Below are 17,191 nucleotides of genomic sequence, written 5' to 3'. Positions count from 1 at the left end.
GGACTTTCACCGTGCCCGTTCGAACTGCCCATGCGACCGTGATCGGCGCAGACGACGTCGCGCGCGTCATGCGCGCGGAGCTCGCCTCGGTCGAGCCCGTCGTGGTCCTTTATTTCGCCGGTGGCCGCCGGGATCCCCGCGCGCTCGCCGAGGCGATGCAACGCGCGTTTCCGGGTGCGCTCGTGGTCGGTTGCACGACGGCCGGCGAGCGTGAGGGCCGCGCGTGGCGCAAGGGCACGGTCGTCGCGATGGCGCTCGGCAGCGAGATCGTGCGGGACGCGGCCGTCGCCGTCATCGAGGACCTCCGCGATCGCGCCGACGTGAAGAACGCGCTCGCTCCGCTCGAAGCGCACTTTGGAAGGCCGCTCTCGAGCCTCGATCCCTCGCGGCACGTGGGCCTCCTGCTCGTCGACGGCCTCAGCAGCGCCGAGGAGCGCCTCATGGATCGCCTCGGCGACCTCACCGACATCCCGATCCTCGGCGGCTCCGCGGGCGACGATCTCACCTTCACGTCGACGTGGGTCGCGAAAGACGGCATGGCCTTCACGAACGCCGCGGTCCTCCTCCTGCTCGAGCCTGCCGTACCGTTTCGCGCGTGGAAGACGCAGAGCTTCCGCCCGCTCGATCGCGCGCTCCGCGTCACCGCCTGCGACGAGGCCGCGCGCGTCGTGCATGCGTTCGACGGCAAACCCGCGGCGGCTCGGTATGCCGAGGTGCTCGGGATCCCGGCGGACGAGCTCGCGAACTACTTCCAGAACCACCCGCTCGGCTTGATGGTCGGCGACGAACCCTTCGTGCGCAGCCCGCAGCAGATCCGCGGCGAGAGCGTCGTCTTTTACTGCAACGTCCCCGAGGGCACGGTCCTCACGGTGCTCGAAGCGACCGACATCGTCGAGGACACGCGCCGCGCGCTCGCGACGGCGCGCGACGAACTCGGCGGCGCCTCCGCGCTCGTCGGTTTCGACTGCGTCTTGCGCACGCTCGAGATCGAGACCCGCGGCCTCATCGAGCCGTACGGCGAGATCTTCGAGGGCATCCCGACGGTCGGGTTCAGCACGTACGGCGAGCAGTTCCTCGGCCACGTGAACCAGACGGCGACGATGCTCCTCTTCGGCTGATCGCCTCCTCGGCACGAGCTCGCCGCGGGGCTTCCCGTGGGCCCCTCGGGGCTCCATCTGCCCATGCATGGCGTTCGAGGGGATCCTCTTCGACGTGGATGGCGTGCTCGTCGATTCGCCACACGAGCGAGCCTGGCGGGAGACCTTGGAGGAGCTCATGCGGGGCCCGTGGAAGGACCTCGCGGCGCGGTCGCGCTACACGCCGGCCCGCTTCGACACCGCGGTCTACCAGGAGATCGTCGCCGGCAAACCTCGCGAGGACGGGGCGCGCGCGGCGCTCGAGTACTTCGACGTCCCCGACGCCGCGGCCCGCGCCGCGGAGTACGGCGCGGCGAAACAAGCGAAGATCCTGGGCCTCATCCGGGAAGGCGCGTTCCAGGCCTTCCCGGACGCGCTGCGGTTCGTGCTCGCCGCGCGCGACATGGGCTTGCCGATGGCGGTCGCGTCGTCGTCGAAGAACGCGAACGAGCTGCTCGCGCGGATCGTCGTGCCCGAGCCCATGCCGGGCATCCGTCCGGATCCGCTCGGGAAAGAGCCGGGCACGACGCTCGTCGACCTCTTCGACGCGAACGTCTGTGGTCGGACGTTCCCGAGGGGCAAACCGTACCCGGACATCTTCCTCGGGGCCGCGGAGGAGCTCGGCGTGCGGCCCGAGGCGGCGCTCGTGGTGGAAGACGCGACGTCGGGGGTTCAGGCAGCGAAGGCTGGCGGGATGCGCGCGATCGGCGTGGCGCGGCTCGGCGACGAGGAGCTCTTGCGGGCGGCGGGCGCGGACCTCGTGGTGACGTCGCTCGACGAGGTGGATCGGGACGCCCTCGCCCGGGGGACGCTCGCGCGCATCAAGAAGGCGGCGTGAGCCGGAGCCGCCTCGCCGGGGCGCTGCCCCGGACCCCGCGGGGGCTGTCCGCCCCTCGACCCGGACCAGGCACGGCCTGGACCGAGGGTGGAAGAACTGCGCTCCGCGCAGTTCTTCCAACGGGCCCGTTGGACCGCGTCGCCCGTCGAACGGTCAGCGCGGCGGTCTTGGTTGGCAGGGGTCGTTCCTCGACCTGTTCGATGAACTGCGCATCGCGCAGTTCATCGACCCCGGGTCCAGCGCTTGCGCTGGTCCGGGTCCAGGGGCGGACAGCCCCTGGTCGGGCCCGGGGTGAAACCCCGGCGCTACGGTTCAGGACAGACCGCGCAGCATCAGGTTCCAGTACATCCAGGGCAGCCCGTACCGCTTGAGCAGGTACATGTCGTGCCGCTCCTGCATCGTATCGATGATCGGGATCGACGGCGTGGGTTTGCCGCTGTAATCGAACTCGGCGAGGAGCATCGTATCGTACGAGGTCACGAGTGGGCACGAGGCATAACCGTCGTATTTCGCTGTGGGCTCCTTGCCATTCATGACGGCGAGCAGGTTCTCCACGAGGACCGGCGCCTCTTTGCGGATGGCCGCGCCCGTGCGCGAGGTCGGCAGCTCCGAGGCGTCGCCGAGCGCGAAGACGTTCGGGTACTCGGGGTTCTGCATCGTGTGCTTGTCGGCCTTGGCCCAGCCCTTGTTCGGGCCCTCCTTGTGCGCGATCGGGCTCCGCTTGATGAAATCGGGCGCGCTCTGCGGCGGCACCACGTGCATCATGTCGTAGCGAATCGTCTCCCGCGCGCCCGCCGGATCTCCCATGACGGCGAAGACCGCCTCCTTTCGGTCCGGATGCACCTCGACCAGGTTGCGCTCGAATTTCGTCTGGATGCCGTAGCGCTCGACGACCTTCTCGAGCAGCGCGCGGTACTCCGCGACCCCGAAGATCGCCTTCTGCCCCGAGCCGAGCATCACCTTCGATCGATCGAGCACGCCCGTCTTGCGCCAGTGATCACAGGCGAGATACGCGATCTTCTGCGGCGCGCCCGCGCATTTGATCGGCCCCGCCGGGTGCGTGAACAGCGCCGTCCCGCTGCGGAAGGCCTCGATGAGGCGCCAGGTCTTCGGCGCGAGGCGGAAATCGTAATTGCTCGACACGCTGTCGGTCTTCAGCGCTTCCCTGAGCCCGGGGACCGCGTCCCAGTCGAGCTGGATGCCCGGGGCGACGACCAGGAAATCGTAGCCGACCCGCCCGCCGCCGCGGACGCGCACGGTTTGCGCGACCGGATCGATCTCCTCCGCGAAGTCCTTGATCCAGCGGACGCCCGCGGGGATGTAGGCCGCCTCGTCGCGCTCCGTTTGCTCCGCGCTCACGATGCCGGCGCCGACCAGCGTCCAGAGCGGCTGGTAGTAGTGTTTTTCGGAGGGCTCGACGATCGCCATGTCCTCCACGCCGGCGCGCGCGAGCCGCGCGGCCACGGAGATACCGGCGGTGCCGCCGCCGATGATGACGACGCGCGCGCGCCCGAGCTCCGGGATCGCCGCGGCCTCGGATCGCGGGTGGCTTGCTTTCGGGGAGGTCGGTGCGGGCGTGGTCGTGGCCATCTCGTTTTCTCTTCCAAGGGGTTCGGTTCGTCGCGGCGCGAAGCAAGCAAGATGCCACCACGCGCTCCACGCGCCAGCGCCTTGGAACACGCGCGCCCCGCGAACACGCGTCCTGGCACGTTCCAGACCCGTTTCACGGGCGTTTCACGGTGTTTCACCGGAACACGCTCTGCGGACACGCAAAACCCGGGAGACCCCGAGGAGCGCGGCGGCCTGGGATGTTACCTTGCGGCGGGACGACCGGGCAATGCCCCGGCAAACGGGCGCGTGATCACGCCGAGGGCGAGCGCGGCCACGACGAGGAGGAGCGGCAGCGGGAGCTGCTTTCCGAGCATGAAGAGCCCCATTGCGACGACGAGCCACGCGAACACGCGGCGCAGGACGTCCGGGGATACACGCTTGCAAAGGAGCGCGCCCGTCACGCTGCCGAAGGCGGCGAACGAGGTGACCGTAGCGACGAGGACCGGATCGAGATGGGCGTGCGCCACGTGCCCCGCGAATCCGGCAAATGATTGGAGCGTGATGACGAACAGCGAGGTCGCGACGGCCTCGCGCATGGCGAGCCCGCCGAACAGCACGAGCGCAGGCACGATGAGAAAGCCGCCGCCCGCGCCGACGAGGCCCGAAAAACATCCCACGGCGCCACCCAGCAAGAGCGCGCGCTCGACGCGGAGTTCGCGCCGCTCCGCCGAGCCCTCGCCGCGCCCGCGCAGCATCACGACGGCCGACCCCACCATCGTCGCGCCGAACGCGACGAGGAGGATCGTCTCGGGGACGAAATGCGCGAGCCGCCCGCCCACGAAAGCGCCGGCCATCGCCGCGGCGCCGAACAGCGCGCCGACCCGATAACGAACGTGGCCACGCCGCGCGTGGAAGAAGAGGCTCACGAGCGCGGTCACGCCCACCACGAAGAGCGACGTGGCAATGGCGGCCCGCGGCTCGACGTGGAGCAGATACACGAGCATGGGCAGCATGAGAATGGCGCCTCCGCCGCCGAGCATCCCGAGGACGACACCAATCACGAGCGCGAGCGCAGCGCCGAGGGCGAGCATGGCTTTTCCCTCAGCGCTGGACCGGCAGGCCCGCCTCGTTCCAGGCGATCATGCCTCCGGTCATGTTCATGATACAGCGACACCCCGCCGCCGAGAGGGCCGCGGCGGCCTGCGCCGAGCGGCGGCCGGATCGACATACGAGCACGAGCGGCTCGTCTTTGGAGAGCGCGGCCACGTTCAATCGAGCGAGCGGGACGTTTTCGACGCCGGCCACGTGACCGAGCTCGCCGCGGAGCTCGTCCGGATCGCGGACGTCGATCAGCCGCGCGCCGGGGATCGCCGCGGCGACGTCCCTCGGCGCGACCTCACGATAACCAGCAGGGTTCGGGGTGGACCTCTCGAACAGCGTGGGCATGGGCTCTCTCCTCGCGGGACGCACTGCAAGGGGGGTGCCACCCACCGTTTCACGCGCACACCGCGCAAGAGCCTCGATTGTTCAGGATACGCGTGGGCTCTCTGAAACGTCGTGAAACACGCTGCGACGCATGTTGCAACGTCGTTCAAGTCGGCCCGGCGATGCCGAGCTCTCGCATCCTTCGCCACAAGGTCACGCGGCTCATGCCGAGAATCTGCGCCGCGCGCTGGCGATTGCCCCCGGTGCGGCCGAGCACCTCCAGAATCCTTCGCGCCTCGGGATTCGGGTGCTCGGCGCTCGCCGCGGGCGCCCCGGACGGCGCGACCTGCTCGGCGCCGAAGATGTTCGGGTCGACCAGCTCGGGCGGCAAATCCGCCGGCACGAGCGTCGATCCGTCCCCCATCGCATAGGCATACGCGAGCACGTTCTTCAGCTCGCGCACGTTCCCGGGCCACGAGTATCGCCGGAGAATGGTCATGGCCGCAGGGGCGACCCGATCGATTCGCCGCCGGCTGGTCTCATTGCGGAGAGCCATGAATTTCTCGACGAGGAGCGGGATGTCGTCGGGCCTCTCGCGCAGCGACGGAATGAACACCGGGATGACCCGGAGCCGGTACATGAGATCGGCGCGGAAGCGGCCCGCCTCGACCTCTTTGCGCAAAGCGCGGTGCGTGGCCGAGACGAACCGCACGTCGACGGGGATCGGCTCGCGCGCGCCCACGGGAATGACCGTGCGCGTCTCGACCACGCGGAGCAGCTTCGCCTGGAGCTCGAGCGGCATCTCCGCGATCTCGTCGAGGAACAACGTGCCGCGATGCGCGAGCTGCACGTGCCCGGGCGTGTCGCGGACGGCGCCGGTGAACGCCCCGCGCGCGTGCCCGAAGAGCTCGCTCTCGAGCAAATGGGAAGGCAATGCCGCGCAATTGATGGCCCGGAACGGACCCTTGCGCCTGCCCGAGAGCGCGTGAATGGCGCTCGCCACGAGCTCCTTGCCCGCGCCCGTCTCGCCGCGCACGAGCACCGTCACGTCGTCGCCCGCGACGCGCTCGATCACGCGAAACATCGCCTTCATGGCCGGATCCTGCGTCCACATGCCGTGAAACAGGACCTCGCCCTCCTCGAAGGACTCACCGGCGTCTTCGAGCAAGAGCAGCGTGCCCACCCGCGCGCGCCCCTGCGTCACGGGGAGCGAGCGCAAACGCACGAGGCGCTTGCCTGGCCCGCGCGGCGGGAGAATGGCCTGCACGGGCCGCCCCTCCACGAGCGCCTCGGCCACGGGGCGTTTCTCGCACTCACCGCACAGGAGCTTGGGCGCCGAGACGAAGGGCGGGATGTCGACGCCGAGCAGCTCCGACGCCGCGGGCGTGGCGAGGACGACCCGGAGCTCCTCGTCGAGCACGAGGGCCGCCCCCGAGGCAGCCTCGAGGGCACGGGCGATCACGTCCTCGGTCGATGTGGCGGGAGGTTTGCGGGGCACGCCCGCAACGTAACATGTTGCAACGCGTGTTTCAGCTCGCGCGTACGTCCCGCCGCGCGCCGTCGTCGTCCACGGGTTTGCGCAGGTTCAGGGGGATGCGGAGGTACCGGACGCCGTTCTCGTGCTCGGCGGGCAGGCGCCCGGCGTCGATGTTCACCTGCACGCTCTGCCAGAGCAAACGCGGCGCCGCGAGCGTCGCGTCCCGCGCATTGCGGAGCTCCACGAAATCGTGACGCGTGGTCTCGGCGCGAAGGTGCACGTTTTCCCGCTTGGACCTCCCGATCGTGGTCTCGGCGCGCATCGGGCGGCCGCCGGGCTGGTAATCGTGGCCCACGAAGACACGCGTCTCGTCGGGCAGGGCATACAGCTTGTCGTGAATGGACGTATAAAGCACGTCGGCCGAGCCCTTGGGAAAATCGCAGCGCCCCGTGCCGTAATCCTCGATGAACAGGGCATCCCCGGTGAAGACCGCGTCGCCGATGCGGTAGGACACGCAGCCGGGCGTGTGGCCAGGCGTCGAGATCGCCTCGATGCGCAGGGTGCCGGCTTCGAGGATCTGGCCGTCTTCGAGGAGCAGGTCGAACTGGCTGCCGTCGGTGCGGAACGTCGGGGGCATGTCGAACACGGTTTTGAAGACCTTCTGCACCTCGCGAATCCCCACGCCGGTGGCGCTGCGGCCGCCGAAGCGCTTCTTGAGCCAGGGCATGGCCGTCAGGTGATCGGCGTGGGCGTGCGTCTCGAGCGTCCAGTGCAGCGTCAAGCCTGCCTTTTCGAGGAACGCCGCGATCGTTTCGACCGAGGCCGTGCTCACCGTGGAGGACATGGGCTCGTAATCGAGCACCGAGTCGATGACCACCGCGTCCTTCGAGTTCGGATCGTACACCACGTAGGTCAACGTGAAGGTGGCGGGATCGAAGAAGGACTCGACGTGAAACATGGCCCCACGCTGTAAAGCAAAGATCGGGCCAACACATGCAGCGCGGGAGTCCGGCCTGGAAGCCGCGGGCCAGCGGGGCATGTTTCACGCCGTGAAACACGCCCCCCACGGCTGCGCGCGCAGAGCGCAAAAATCATGTTTTCCGCGTGGCTCGCAAGTATCATCCGGCGCTTCGACCGGGACACCTTGGCGCCCGGACGAGCCCCTGGAGGAATGTTTGATGGCCCCCACTCGACCCGTCCCTCTCGAAGAGGTCCCCATCACGAACGAATTCGACCTGCAAAAGCTGGCCATGGACGTGTCCATGGAGGGGCTGTCCATCCTCGCAGGTGACACCTACTGGTACATGAACCGCGCCCATGGCATGGTATTGGGCTACGAGCCCGAGGAGCTGATCGGCAAAACATGGCGTTTGCTCTACGACGACGCCGAAAGGACACGTATCGAACGAGATCTCTTCCCCATCTTGGGAGAACACGGAAAATGGTCGGGCGAGGTCCGGGGGCGACATCGCGCCGGCCATTCCGTGGACCTGGAGATCTCGCTCACGAGACTGCCTGCGAACCCGCTCATGCCGAGCGGGGGTCTGATTTGCACATGCCGTGACATCGTCGCGCGCAAGCAGACCGAGCAGATCCTTCGCCGCACCCTGGAAGATCAGATACGCACGAACGAGGAGCGCGAAGGCGCCATTCGAGCGCTGGAGGCCACGCAACGCGAGCTCATGGAGAAGATCGCGACCATCGAGCGGCAGCGCAGCGCCCTGCGCGAGATGAGCGTGCCCATCCTCGAGCTGTGGGACGACGTCCTCACGCTGCCCATTGTGGGGATCATCGATAGCCAGCGGGCGGCGGACATGACGGAGCGGCTGCTCGGTCGTATCGGCGAGCGGCGCACACGCGGGGTCATCATCGATTTGACGGGCGTCGAGGTCGTCGACACCATGACCGCAGCGCACCTCGTCAAGCTCAGCCAAGCGGCCTCGCTCCTCGGCTCCTTTTGCGTGCTCACGGGCATCGGGCCCCAGGTCGCGCAGACGCTGACGCTCATGGGGGTCGATCTGGGCGGCCTGACCACCGCGCGGAGCCTGCGGGACGGCCTGCGCATTTGCCTTACGCGGCTCGGCCGCGCCTGATCACGCTCTCACCGCGACGCGACACCGATAATAAAGCTGCCGCTCGACGTGGTCCCCCGCCGGGAAGGTCACCGCCTCCGATTCGAGGATCTCGAGCCCCGCGTCGCGGAGGACGGCCTCGAGCTCCGCCTGCGGATACGCGCTCACGTGGATGGCGTGACCGAGGAAAGGCAGCTCGACATAATCGAAATCCCCCTCCACCATCGCGAGCGCGAGATACCCGCCCGGCTGCAGAGCATGCACGATCTTCCGGAGCGCGGCGGGGATCTCCGATTTCCGGAGCATCAGGAGCGAAAAAAAGGCCGCGACCCCGCCGAACGAGCTGGGCTCGAGCGAGAAGCTCATCACGTCCACCTGCTCGAAATGCGCGCCGGGGGCATTACGCCGCGCGAGCCTGAGCATCTCGGTCGAGATGTCGATGCCGTGCACCGAGAACCCCGCCTCCGTGAGCATCTTCGCCGTGGGGACGCCGCTGCCACAGCCCACGTCGAGCACCCGATCGCCCGCCGTGAGGCGCTCGGCGAGCCACCGCGTCGCCTCCACCTGCGCGCGCTTGTCCGCGAAAACCTCGTCGTATTTCTCGCCGATGGCGTCGAAGGCCGCGGCCTGCTCGCTGATTTCGTCGTTGCTCATGGTCTCCTCGGGAGGGTCGCTACCACGAAGGCGCGCGCGTCGGAAGCTTGATGCCCCGCCGGATGGCATGAAACACGATTCCGACGCGATTCCGGGCATCTAGCGCGTTTACCTGGTGCCCACGTGCTGATATGTTCGATTGTTGGCGGAGGTGGGGATCGTGGCGACGGAGCAAGCGGAGCATCCCTTCGAAGCGTTCTTTCGTACATATCCAGGCGCATTCGTCATCGTGAGCCCGGGAGGCCAGGTCATTGCGACGAACGCGGCCGCCCGCGCCCTCGCCGGGGAGCATCTCGCGCCGGGGACACGCGTCGAGGAGCACGCGCACCCGGATGACGCGTCCACCCTCACCCAGGCCCTCGGACGTGTCACGGACGACGGCGCACCATCACGCTCCACATGCCGCGCGCGTCAACCGAACGGTGGCATGTTGACGCTCACGTGGCATGCCTGGCGCGCGCCCGGACGCCCGGAGATCTTCGCCACGCTGTCGCTGGCCGAGGCGCCGCCCGCGCACGCGCGCGAGCCGGAGAAGGACACGGCAAAACCCGTCTCCGAGCTCGTGCTGCGCGCGATCCTCGACCACCTCGACATCATCGCGTGGGCCACGGACGCGCAAGGCATTTACACGTTCTACGACGGCAAGGCGCTCGCGGCGTTCGGCGCGTCGCCGGGGCAGCTCCTCGGGAAAAGCGTGTTCGACGTATTCGGCGATCACATCAGCCCGGCCATGCAGGCCGCGCTCGACGGCACGCCGGGACGCGAATCCATCCACATCGTCGGCTCCCACTGGGACAATGTCTACTTGCCCATCCCCGACGGAGGCCAGCGGCACGCGGGCGTGATCGGCATCTCGCAGAACACGAACGAGGGGCAGCGCATCCGGGAGGAGCTCGAAGCGCGGCTCGCCCTCATCGAGCGGCAGCAGGCGGTGATCCGCGACCTGGAGACGCCGATCATCCAGGTCTGGGAGCACGTGCTCACGTTGCCCATGATCGGCGTCGTCGACAGCCGGCGCGCGGCGCGGGTCATGGACGACCTCCTCGGCGCGGTCACCCGCACCTCCGCCCGCTTCGCCATTCTCGATTTGACCGGCGTGGAGGTCGTGGACACGGCCACGGCGTCCCACCTCGTGCAGATGATCCGCGCCATTCGTCTGCTCGGCGCCGAGGGCATTCTCACGGGCATCCGGCCGACCGTGGCCCAGACCCTCGTCTCGCTCGGCGTCGATCTCTCCGGCATCCCCACGCACGGGACCTTGCGGCACGGCCTCGCGTTCTGCATGCGGCGCCTGGAGAAGAAGACTCGAAGCGCCACGGTTTGAAGCTCCTGCGGCCGGCGAGATCGTGATAGGGTCGCCGCATGGTCCTGGAGGTGCAGCGAACGAGAGCGCGGTGGCGCATCGCCGGAGCCCTCGTTTGCCTCCTCGGCTCCCCTTCCCTCGCGCGCGCCGACGAGCCCGCGCCCGCGCCCGCGCCGGAGCCCGCTCCGCGCGGAGAGCTCTTCGTCGCCGTCTCCTCGGCCCTCGGCACGACCGACTGGCGCACCGACGTCACGGGATATGGCGGTTTCGCGGTCGGCCTGCGGCTCTTCGGCATCGTGACCCCGTTCGCCGAGGGCCGCCTCGGGTATGGCACGGTCGATCAGCGCCTGCTCACGTTTTTATCGCTGGGCGTCCGGGCGGGGTGGCAAGCGACGCCGCGCGTGTATCCGCGGGCCCACGTGGGGTTCGTCCACCAGCACGAGGAGTCGATGGCCTCGGTCGCGGAGGAGCCGGCCGGCGCCGTGCTCGGCATCGGCCCCGGCATTCGCCACCGGGCCGGCGTGCAGTTCGGCCTCGGCTGTGATTTCACCTTGCTTCGCCGATCGAAATTCATGCTGGCCCTCGGCCCCGAGGTCGTGGGCGCTTACCTCGGCTATTCGAGCGGCCCGAACTGGTATGGGTTCGTCGGAGCGAACCTCGGCGCCCATTTCGCCTTGTTCTGAGGATTCGATGCGCCCTCTGCTCCGCCTCGCGCTCGCCACGGCTCCCCTCCTCCTCGCCGCGTGTGGCCTCTTCTATACGGACATGGAGGACTGGGCCTGCCCTCCCGAGGGGACACAGCTCACCTATGAGAACTTCGGCGCCGCGTTCATGAACGCCCATTGCCAGAGCTGCCATGGCTCGACGGCCACGGACCGCGCGGGGGCGCCGGGGGAGTTCATCTTCGACACGCATTCACAAATTCAGCGGCACAGGGCGCGCATCTTCGCGCGGAGCGCCGCGGAGAACGACTCGATGCCGCCCGGCCCCGACGATCCGACCCTCGACGACCGCATGAAGCTCGCCGACTGGCTCGCCTGCGGCGCGCCCTGATCCGCCTCACCGCGCCGGCTTTTCAGGCTCGCCGCGCTCGAGCTCGTGCAATCGCTCTTCGAGGGCCTTCTTCAGCTCGGGCTCGGTGGCGGCCGCGATTCGCTTCTGCAATGCGCGCACCTGCGCCACCCGCAGCGCGTCCTCCGCGGGCACGGCGATATCGGGCAGGACGCCGACCCCTTCCCAGTTCGTCTTCGTGATCGGATTGATGGCGCGGCCCGAGGGGACGAACGCGGCGAGGTGGTCCCCGAGGCGCAACACGTCCCCGGGGTTCGCCCCGCCCCACGTCTTTTCGCCGATGATGACCGCGCGCTTCTGGGTCTGGAGGTCGTAGGCGAACTCCTCGGCGCCGGATCCCGTCCGTTTGCTCGTGAGCACGTAGACGTCCTTGCCCAGATAGCGTTTGCCCGGCACGGTCGGGCTCGTCCAGAACTGCCGCGTCTCGTTCTTCGGGCGGTCGTAGATGTCGTTGAGGTGCACGGCGCTGTCGAAGAAATAGCTGCACAGCGCGGCCACGAGCTCCGGATCGCCTCCGCCATTGCGACGGACGTCGACGATCAGCGCGTCCGTCTCGGCGAGGAAATTCATCGCGGCCGCCGCGGCCTCGACCCCGCGCCCGAGGAAGGCGAAGGAGCGCACCTCGACATAACCGATGTTCCCGGGCAAACGCTCGATCCGCTCGAAACCGCCGTTCAGCCGCTGCCCCTCCGCCGCGAATCGTTCGCGCTCCGCCGCCGTCGGCTCCGTTTGCAGCTCGGCCTCGGGGATCTTCTGGTCGTGGTATCGCACGCGGAAATGCGCGTCTTTCAGGACGTCGTTCACGTGCTTCGTGAGCGTGCTTGCCAGCGCCTGCCCCGTGGTCAGCTTGTCGTATTCGCCGCGCTTGCGTCGAGCCTCCACTGCGGCGCGCACCTGCTTGGCTTTCTCGGGGAACACGTACCGCGCATCCAGGTTCTCGAGGAGCGCCTCGATCGCCGCGTTACGTTCCTCCGGCGTCACTGGCCCGTCCGGGCCGCGGCCGGCCTCGGGCCCCTCCTCCACGGCCATCTGCGGCGACGGGCTCGCCAGGATCGGCTCGCGGGCAGCCGGCGCGGCCGCGCCCCCGCAGGCGACGACGAACAGAAGTGAAGAGATCCCGAGCCCCGTCATCCTTCGCATTCGAAAAACTCCTTCTCCGTTCGCTTCTACGATCGTCCGCCGTTCAGGTGACGACGCCGCGAGCGCTCCGTGACGTGAGAGCAGGATTTCGACGCCCTCGGGGCCCTCGACGGGCGGGCGTCCGCGACCCGGGCCAGCAAGTTTCCGGGTTTCTCCGTTATTCTTCTGCCCCCACACGACCGCTCTCCGCCTGCACAGCGCGCCGCCGACGCGAGCGTAAACGTTACGCTCTCAGCCGAGTCCGCTGGCCCGGGCTCTGCAGTGGTGTTCGGACGGCCGCCACTCTCGGCAGGACGATGAGCACCATGAACAAATCTCGAACTATCATTCTGGCTGCGTCCGTACTCGCGCTCCTGGGCGCGCAACGCGTGACTTCGGCGCAAGAGCCGCGGCTCCGGCAAGACTTCGCGTCGAATGGGTATTACCGAACCCACGAAATCCTGATCCCACGGGCGCCCGGACGGGAGCCCATGAACGACACGAACCGGGCGGCGCGCCTGCACCCCGAGCTCCGCGGCGCGCTCCTGCGCCTGCAATCCGGACCGGATGTCGGCGAGAGCTCGCGGCCCATCTTCCCGTCGAGCTGGTGGCCGATGAGCGACAACGGCATCGCCGACCGCTGGAATTCGCGAAACAAGGACTACAGCGATTTCCGCTCGGATCCGGACAACCTCTCGCCCGTCGAAAAGTACGATCTGCTCATGAATCCGGGCGAGGCGCAGCGCCTCCCGCAGGTCCGCGCATTCACGAACGAGGAGATGCGCCGGCCGGAGCGCGAGCGCAGCTCGGGCAGGGTTCGTCCCTCGATCGTCGTCGTGGGCCCCGCCACCGCGTGGGAGCTCCTGAACCACGGCACCTACCAGAGCACGGTCCCCGAGGACTGGTGGGGCCATTGCAATGGCTGGTCGTCCTACTCCACGGCCGAGAAGGACGGCGCGCCCATGCGCGACGTGCGCGTCCGGCGCGAGAATGGCCGCATCGTGGAGTGCAACGGCGGGCGCGATCGCTCCTGCGTGCTCTTCCGCATGGCCGACATCGAGGCTCTCTTCTCGGAGGTCTATTTCCACGACTCCTCGACGATGGCCGGCAACCGCTGCAACGTCCCCGAGGACGAAATCACGACGGACAGCGCCGGACGGCCGACGAACCCCGCGTGCCGCGACCTGAACCCCGGCGCGCTGCACATCGCCTTGACGGGCCTCATGGGCCGCGGCGCGCCCGCGCTCGCGAACCTCGGCGGCCCGCGCGAAAAACTCCCGTTCGTCCTCGATTACGCATACGGCGACGAGGTCTGGACCTTCCCGATCGTGCGCTATCGCGTCCAGGAGAACGAGGAGATCGACGAGCGTCGCGCCTCGCAGCTCGTCTGCAACGGCAATGGCCCCGCGGGCAGCTGCCGCACATACCGGTGGAACGAGAACGCCATCCGGTTCGCGCGGATCCGCACGAGCGTCTACCTCGTCAATTACGCGGCGAGCATCGAGCAGCTCCTCGTGCCGCCGCTCCAGCGCCGTCGCCCCACGGCCGAGGTCACGTTCCATTACGTGCTCGAGCTCGACGGGCGCGGCACGATCCTCGGCGGCGAGTGGATCGACTCGCCGACGGGCGTCGGTCCGAACAGCAAGGAGCTGCACCCCGACTTCATCTACATGTCCGCATTCCCGGACGCGAGCGATGAAGCGGGGGACGACACCGGCGGGCGCGGCGACAATCCCCACATCTCGTACGTGGCGCTCCAGCAGATCCTGCGCATCTCGCGCAATGGCCGGTAGGACCACCGCGACCGTGAGTAAAATGCACCTGATCGCCCTCGGGGCGCTCGCCGCGGCTCTCGCGGCGTGCGCCCCCGAGGGCCCCTCGGCGGGCGCCATGGAGACGGCGCCGGCGGTCGATCAGAGCAGCGCGGAGCTCCGTCGTGGACCGCCCTCGCTCTGGACCGCGGAGTGGACGTGGCTCGTCTTCGCGGCGAACGACGATCACGACCAGAACCTCGTCGCCGCGTTCGATCAGGACGCGCTCGAATGGCAGCACGGCCTCGGCGGCAGCGCCCTTTTCCGCATCCTGGTGCAGCGCGATTATGCGCCGTTCCAGGTGGGCGACGACGGCAAACCCCGCCCCTCCGAGCGGTACTCGATTTACCGCGAGGAAATCAGGCCGCCGGGCCGGGAGAACGAAGCGCCGGGCGTCATGGTCCTCGGCGAGACCGATACGAGCGACATGGCGACGCTGCGTGACTTCCTGGTCGAGGGCGTGCGGATGTACCCGGCGCGCCATTACTGGGTCACGTTCACGGGCCACGGCGACGGATTCACGGGCATCGCCGACGACGCGACCTCGGGCGAAGGAAAACGATTGTCCCTGGAGGGACTCTCGGCCGCGCTCGGCGAGGCGTCGAAGGTGATCGAGACGGAGATCCGCACGAAACCCGGGCTCGGCGGGCTCGGCACCTCGAACCGCATCGACGTGGTCGCGTTCGATACGTGCCGCATGGGCGCCGTCGAGGTGGCCTCGTCGCTCTCGGGCACGGCCGATTACCTGATCGCCTCGCGCGAGACGGTCCCGGATGCCGGCCACCCGTACAGCGCGCTCCGCTACATCGCGCAGGATCGCCCCGCGGCGAGCCCACGCATGCTCGTGGAGGCGGTCGTCACCGATTACGTGCGCGCCTACATCGAGGGCGTCTCGACCGCGGGGCGCGCGTACGTCGGCACCTCGGTCACGAGCGTCGGGCTCGATCTGCGCCGCGTCGGCAAGCTGGAAGAGGCGCTCGCCGGACTCGTCACGGCCGTGCGTCGCGAGCGACCTCGCGGGTTTTCCTGCGCGGACGTCACGTCGATCTTCGCCGAGGCCTGCGGCGGCGCGGGCATCGTCGCATCGGCGGCGTCGGCGTCGCACGGGGGACGGTCGCGGCGGGCGACGCGGTCACGCACGACCGCGTCCGACGCGTCGGTCGACCTCGTAGCCTTGCTCGAACGGCTCGCGGATCCCGCGTTTTGCGGCCCCGGCGGCTCGGGCTCGGTGATCGTCGGGACGGACGTGGCGGCGGCGGCGCGTGAGGTGCTTTCGGTCATCGGCCGGCCGCACCTCTGGACGCGAGAAGAGCCCTGGGGCGAGCAATTGCAATACGGCGGCCAGTACCGTCGCCTCTCCGGCTTCCACGCGCTGAGCCCGTTCGTGGTCGAGGCCCAGCGCGTCGAGCCGAGCACGGGCACGCGGCTCGGCGGCCTGAGCGTGCTCTGGGGCAATCCGTTCGAGCTCTTGCTCCGGGAGAACGGGCGATCGCTGATGGATGCGTACCGCGCGACGGCCTTCGAAAAACGCACGGGATGGTCGAAAATCCTGCAAGCGTGCATCGATCAGGCCGAGGCGTGCCGGACGGGCGCGCCGGATCCGCATGCGCCGGCAGGGGAGGATCCCTGCGAGGGGCTCTGAGAAGGTATTTCACAGGCAGCTGCGCGCCTATGAAACACCCTCTGATCCCGCCTATTTCTTGATCCTGTCCGGATCCCCGAGAAACTCGAAATGCATCGTATCCTCGAGCGCGTCGTGCCCGAGCCAGTCGAACCCGAACCGTTCGAATGCCTTGATCCAGCATTTCGGCATCGCCGCGCGGTCGTACGCCGAGCGCGACTTCTGCTTGCATTTCGGGTGGCTCGGCCAGGGGTCGACGCAGCCGCAGCAGGGGTTTCTGTCGGGGTCGATGTCGAGCGCGATGCCGAAGAGATGGTTCGAAATCTCGATGCCGCGGTAGGTGTTCGCCCCGCGGAATCCTCCGAGGGCGCGCGGGGTGTACTTCGAGGCGCCGGTGCAGGACTTCTTGATCTTCTTCTCGACGCAGGCGAGCGCGGGCGCGACCTTCGTGTGCACCGAGACGGGGAGGCCCATGAACTGCACGGTCACGGCCTGGGCGAGCGCGCCTTTCGGGTTCAGCTTGCGCGTGAGATCGTCACCGACATTGCCATAATGGGTGGCGAGGTACTGCACCGCCTTCGTATGTTTCCCGCCGTCGAGCACGCCCTTCGAGACGAACGTGCGGCGCTCGAGGAATTTTTGCGGGCTCTGCACGCGGCACCCGTGCTCGAACACACCCTTGCCGGCGGGGGCCTTCTTCTCGGCTTTGGGCTTGGCCTTGCCCTTCGCCTCCTTGGCCTCCGCGATGGGCAGCTCGCCCGTGACGAAGGGCGCGGCGCAGACGAGGCCGAGGGCGGCCGCGAAAAGCAGGCGCGAGACGCGCTTCAGCCTTCGGTCGTCGGGGCGCGGGGAGCGGGCGGACACGCGGGAGTTCTACACGCAGATCGGGCCGGAGGGAAGGGACGGCGGAGGGATTCCGTTACCACTGCCGCTGCCGCTGCCTTGACGGGCACGACGGTCCGTGGTTTACGGCCCGGGTGAGCTCTTTCCTTGGCCTCACCTCTCGACGATGGCTTGGTTTCTTTGCCGGCTTGGTCACAATCGGCTGCGGCAGCAGCACCAGCACCACGCCACCGATCGCGCAAAACGCTCTCGTCACACCGCCGATCCCAC

Annotated in this window: 16 protein-coding genes; 8 read left to right on the top strand and 8 right to left on the bottom strand. The window is 68.6% G+C overall.

Annotation, left to right across the window (positions count from 1 at the left end):
• The first annotated feature begins 11 nt into the window (after positions 1-11).
• Complete coding sequence (locus tag QHF83_RS28955; RefSeq protein ID WP_282421207.1) at positions 12-1,118, top strand: FIST N-terminal domain-containing protein; 1,107 nt, start codon at positions 12-14, stop codon at positions 1,116-1,118.
• Positions 1,119-1,185: 67 nt separating this feature from the next.
• A complete protein-coding gene (locus QHF83_RS28950; RefSeq protein WP_282421206.1) occupies positions 1,186-1,974 on the top strand; it encodes an HAD-IA family hydrolase in 789 nt (262 codons plus the stop codon).
• 312 nt (positions 1,975-2,286) lie between these two features.
• Here QHF83_RS28950 and QHF83_RS28945 read toward each other — a convergent pair whose 3' ends face one another.
• The 5 genes from QHF83_RS28945 to QHF83_RS28925 all read right to left on the bottom strand — a co-directional run bounded on the left by QHF83_RS28945 (position 2,287) and on the right by QHF83_RS28925 (position 7,385).
• Positions 2,287-3,564: an FAD/NAD(P)-binding oxidoreductase gene (locus QHF83_RS28945; RefSeq protein WP_282421205.1), complete on the bottom strand. Its 1,278-nt coding sequence runs from the start codon at positions 3,562-3,564 to the stop codon at positions 2,287-2,289.
• 221 nt (positions 3,565-3,785) lie between these two features.
• Positions 3,786-4,616: a sulfite exporter TauE/SafE family protein gene (locus QHF83_RS28940; protein ID WP_282421204.1), complete on the bottom strand. Its 831-nt coding sequence runs from the start codon at positions 4,614-4,616 to the stop codon at positions 3,786-3,788.
• A gap of 10 nt (positions 4,617-4,626) precedes the next feature.
• Positions 4,627-4,971, bottom strand: a complete 345-nt coding sequence (locus tag QHF83_RS28935) for a rhodanese-like domain-containing protein (RefSeq protein ID WP_282421203.1) — start codon at positions 4,969-4,971, stop codon at positions 4,627-4,629.
• 145 nt (positions 4,972-5,116) lie between these two features.
• The gene (locus QHF83_RS28930) at positions 5,117-6,448 is read right to left on the bottom strand and encodes a sigma 54-interacting transcriptional regulator (RefSeq protein ID WP_282421202.1); all 1,332 of its coding nucleotides are present in this window, start codon (positions 6,446-6,448) and stop codon (positions 5,117-5,119) included.
• 31 nt (positions 6,449-6,479) lie between these two features.
• Positions 6,480-7,385 (bottom strand): MBL fold metallo-hydrolase, encoded by a 906-nt coding sequence (locus QHF83_RS28925; RefSeq protein WP_282421201.1) that lies wholly within the window; start codon positions 7,383-7,385, stop codon positions 6,480-6,482.
• A 220-nt stretch (positions 7,386-7,605) separates the two neighbouring features.
• Between QHF83_RS28925 and QHF83_RS28920 the strand changes: the two genes are divergently transcribed.
• Positions 7,606-8,520, top strand: a complete 915-nt coding sequence (locus QHF83_RS28920; RefSeq protein ID WP_282421200.1) for an STAS domain-containing protein — start codon at positions 7,606-7,608, stop codon at positions 8,518-8,520.
• Here QHF83_RS28920 and QHF83_RS28915 read toward each other — a convergent pair whose 3' ends face one another.
• A complete protein-coding gene (locus QHF83_RS28915) occupies positions 8,521-9,153 on the bottom strand; it encodes a class I SAM-dependent methyltransferase (RefSeq protein ID WP_282421199.1) in 633 nt (210 codons plus the stop codon).
• Between the two features lie 160 nt (positions 9,154-9,313).
• Here QHF83_RS28915 and QHF83_RS28910 point away from each other — a divergent pair, with 160 nt between their 5' ends.
• The 3 genes from QHF83_RS28910 to QHF83_RS28900 are packed head-to-tail and all read left to right on the top strand — an operon-like array spanning position 9,314 to position 11,509.
• Positions 9,314-10,477 carry an STAS domain-containing protein gene (locus QHF83_RS28910; RefSeq protein ID WP_282421198.1) on the top strand — a complete coding sequence of 388 codons (1,164 nt, stop codon included), beginning with the start codon at positions 9,314-9,316 and terminating at the stop codon, positions 10,475-10,477.
• A 38-nt stretch (positions 10,478-10,515) separates the two neighbouring features.
• Entirely contained in the window at positions 10,516-11,139 is a 624-nt protein-coding gene (locus QHF83_RS28905) for a hypothetical protein (RefSeq protein ID WP_282421197.1), read from the top strand.
• A gap of 7 nt (positions 11,140-11,146) precedes the next feature.
• The gene (locus QHF83_RS28900) at positions 11,147-11,509 is read left to right on the top strand and encodes a hypothetical protein (RefSeq protein WP_282421196.1); all 363 of its coding nucleotides are present in this window, start codon (positions 11,147-11,149) and stop codon (positions 11,507-11,509) included.
• Between the two features lie 6 nt (positions 11,510-11,515).
• Here QHF83_RS28900 and QHF83_RS28895 read toward each other — a convergent pair whose 3' ends face one another.
• The gene (locus QHF83_RS28895; protein WP_282421195.1) at positions 11,516-12,667 is read right to left on the bottom strand and encodes a S41 family peptidase; all 1,152 of its coding nucleotides are present in this window, start codon (positions 12,665-12,667) and stop codon (positions 11,516-11,518) included.
• A 305-nt stretch (positions 12,668-12,972) separates the two neighbouring features.
• Here QHF83_RS28895 and QHF83_RS28890 point away from each other — a divergent pair, with 305 nt between their 5' ends.
• The gene (locus QHF83_RS28890) at positions 12,973-14,439 is read left to right on the top strand and encodes a hypothetical protein (protein ID WP_282421194.1); all 1,467 of its coding nucleotides are present in this window, start codon (positions 12,973-12,975) and stop codon (positions 14,437-14,439) included.
• Positions 14,440-14,461: 22 nt separating this feature from the next.
• Entirely contained in the window at positions 14,462-16,099 is a 1,638-nt protein-coding gene (locus tag QHF83_RS28885) for a clostripain-related cysteine peptidase (RefSeq protein WP_282421251.1), read from the top strand.
• Between the two features lie 51 nt (positions 16,100-16,150).
• On the opposite strand, the gene QHF83_RS28880 is transcribed toward QHF83_RS28885, so the two are convergent.
• Positions 16,151-16,942, bottom strand: coding sequence for a M15 family metallopeptidase (locus QHF83_RS28880; RefSeq protein ID WP_282421193.1), 792 nt, complete (start codon positions 16,940-16,942; stop codon positions 16,151-16,153).
• Between the last annotated feature and the right edge of the window lie 249 nt (positions 16,943-17,191).

The organism is Polyangium sp. 15x6 (assembly GCF_029960785.1).
Lineage (GTDB): Bacteria > Myxococcota_A > Polyangia > Polyangiales > Polyangiaceae > Polyangium.
This window is presented reverse-complemented; position numbering and strand designations above follow the sequence as displayed.

Coding starts and splice junctions, on each gene's coding strand:
- QHF83_RS28950 (WP_282421206.1), top strand. CDS start 1,186: ATGGCGTTCGAGGGGATCCTCTTCGACGTGGATGGCGTGCTCGTCGAT.
- QHF83_RS28945 (WP_282421205.1), bottom strand. CDS start 3,564: ATGGCCACGACCACGCCCGCACCGACCTCCCCGAAAGCAAGCCACCCG.
- QHF83_RS28940 (WP_282421204.1), bottom strand. CDS start 4,616: ATGCTCGCCCTCGGCGCTGCGCTCGCGCTCGTGATTGGTGTCGTCCTC.
- QHF83_RS28935 (WP_282421203.1), bottom strand. CDS start 4,971: ATGCCCACGCTGTTCGAGAGGTCCACCCCGAACCCTGCTGGTTATCGT.
- QHF83_RS28925 (WP_282421201.1), bottom strand. CDS start 7,385: ATGTTTCACGTCGAGTCCTTCTTCGATCCCGCCACCTTCACGTTGACC.
- QHF83_RS28920 (WP_282421200.1), top strand. CDS start 7,606: ATGGCCCCCACTCGACCCGTCCCTCTCGAAGAGGTCCCCATCACGAAC.
- QHF83_RS28915 (WP_282421199.1), bottom strand. CDS start 9,153: ATGAGCAACGACGAAATCAGCGAGCAGGCCGCGGCCTTCGACGCCATC.
- QHF83_RS28905 (WP_282421197.1), top strand. CDS start 10,516: ATGGTCCTGGAGGTGCAGCGAACGAGAGCGCGGTGGCGCATCGCCGGA.
- QHF83_RS28900 (WP_282421196.1), top strand. CDS start 11,147: ATGCGCCCTCTGCTCCGCCTCGCGCTCGCCACGGCTCCCCTCCTCCTC.
- QHF83_RS28895 (WP_282421195.1), bottom strand. CDS start 12,667: ATGCGAAGGATGACGGGGCTCGGGATCTCTTCACTTCTGTTCGTCGTC.
- QHF83_RS28890 (WP_282421194.1), top strand. CDS start 12,973: ATGAACAAATCTCGAACTATCATTCTGGCTGCGTCCGTACTCGCGCTC.
- QHF83_RS28885 (WP_282421251.1), top strand. CDS start 14,462: ATGCACCTGATCGCCCTCGGGGCGCTCGCCGCGGCTCTCGCGGCGTGC.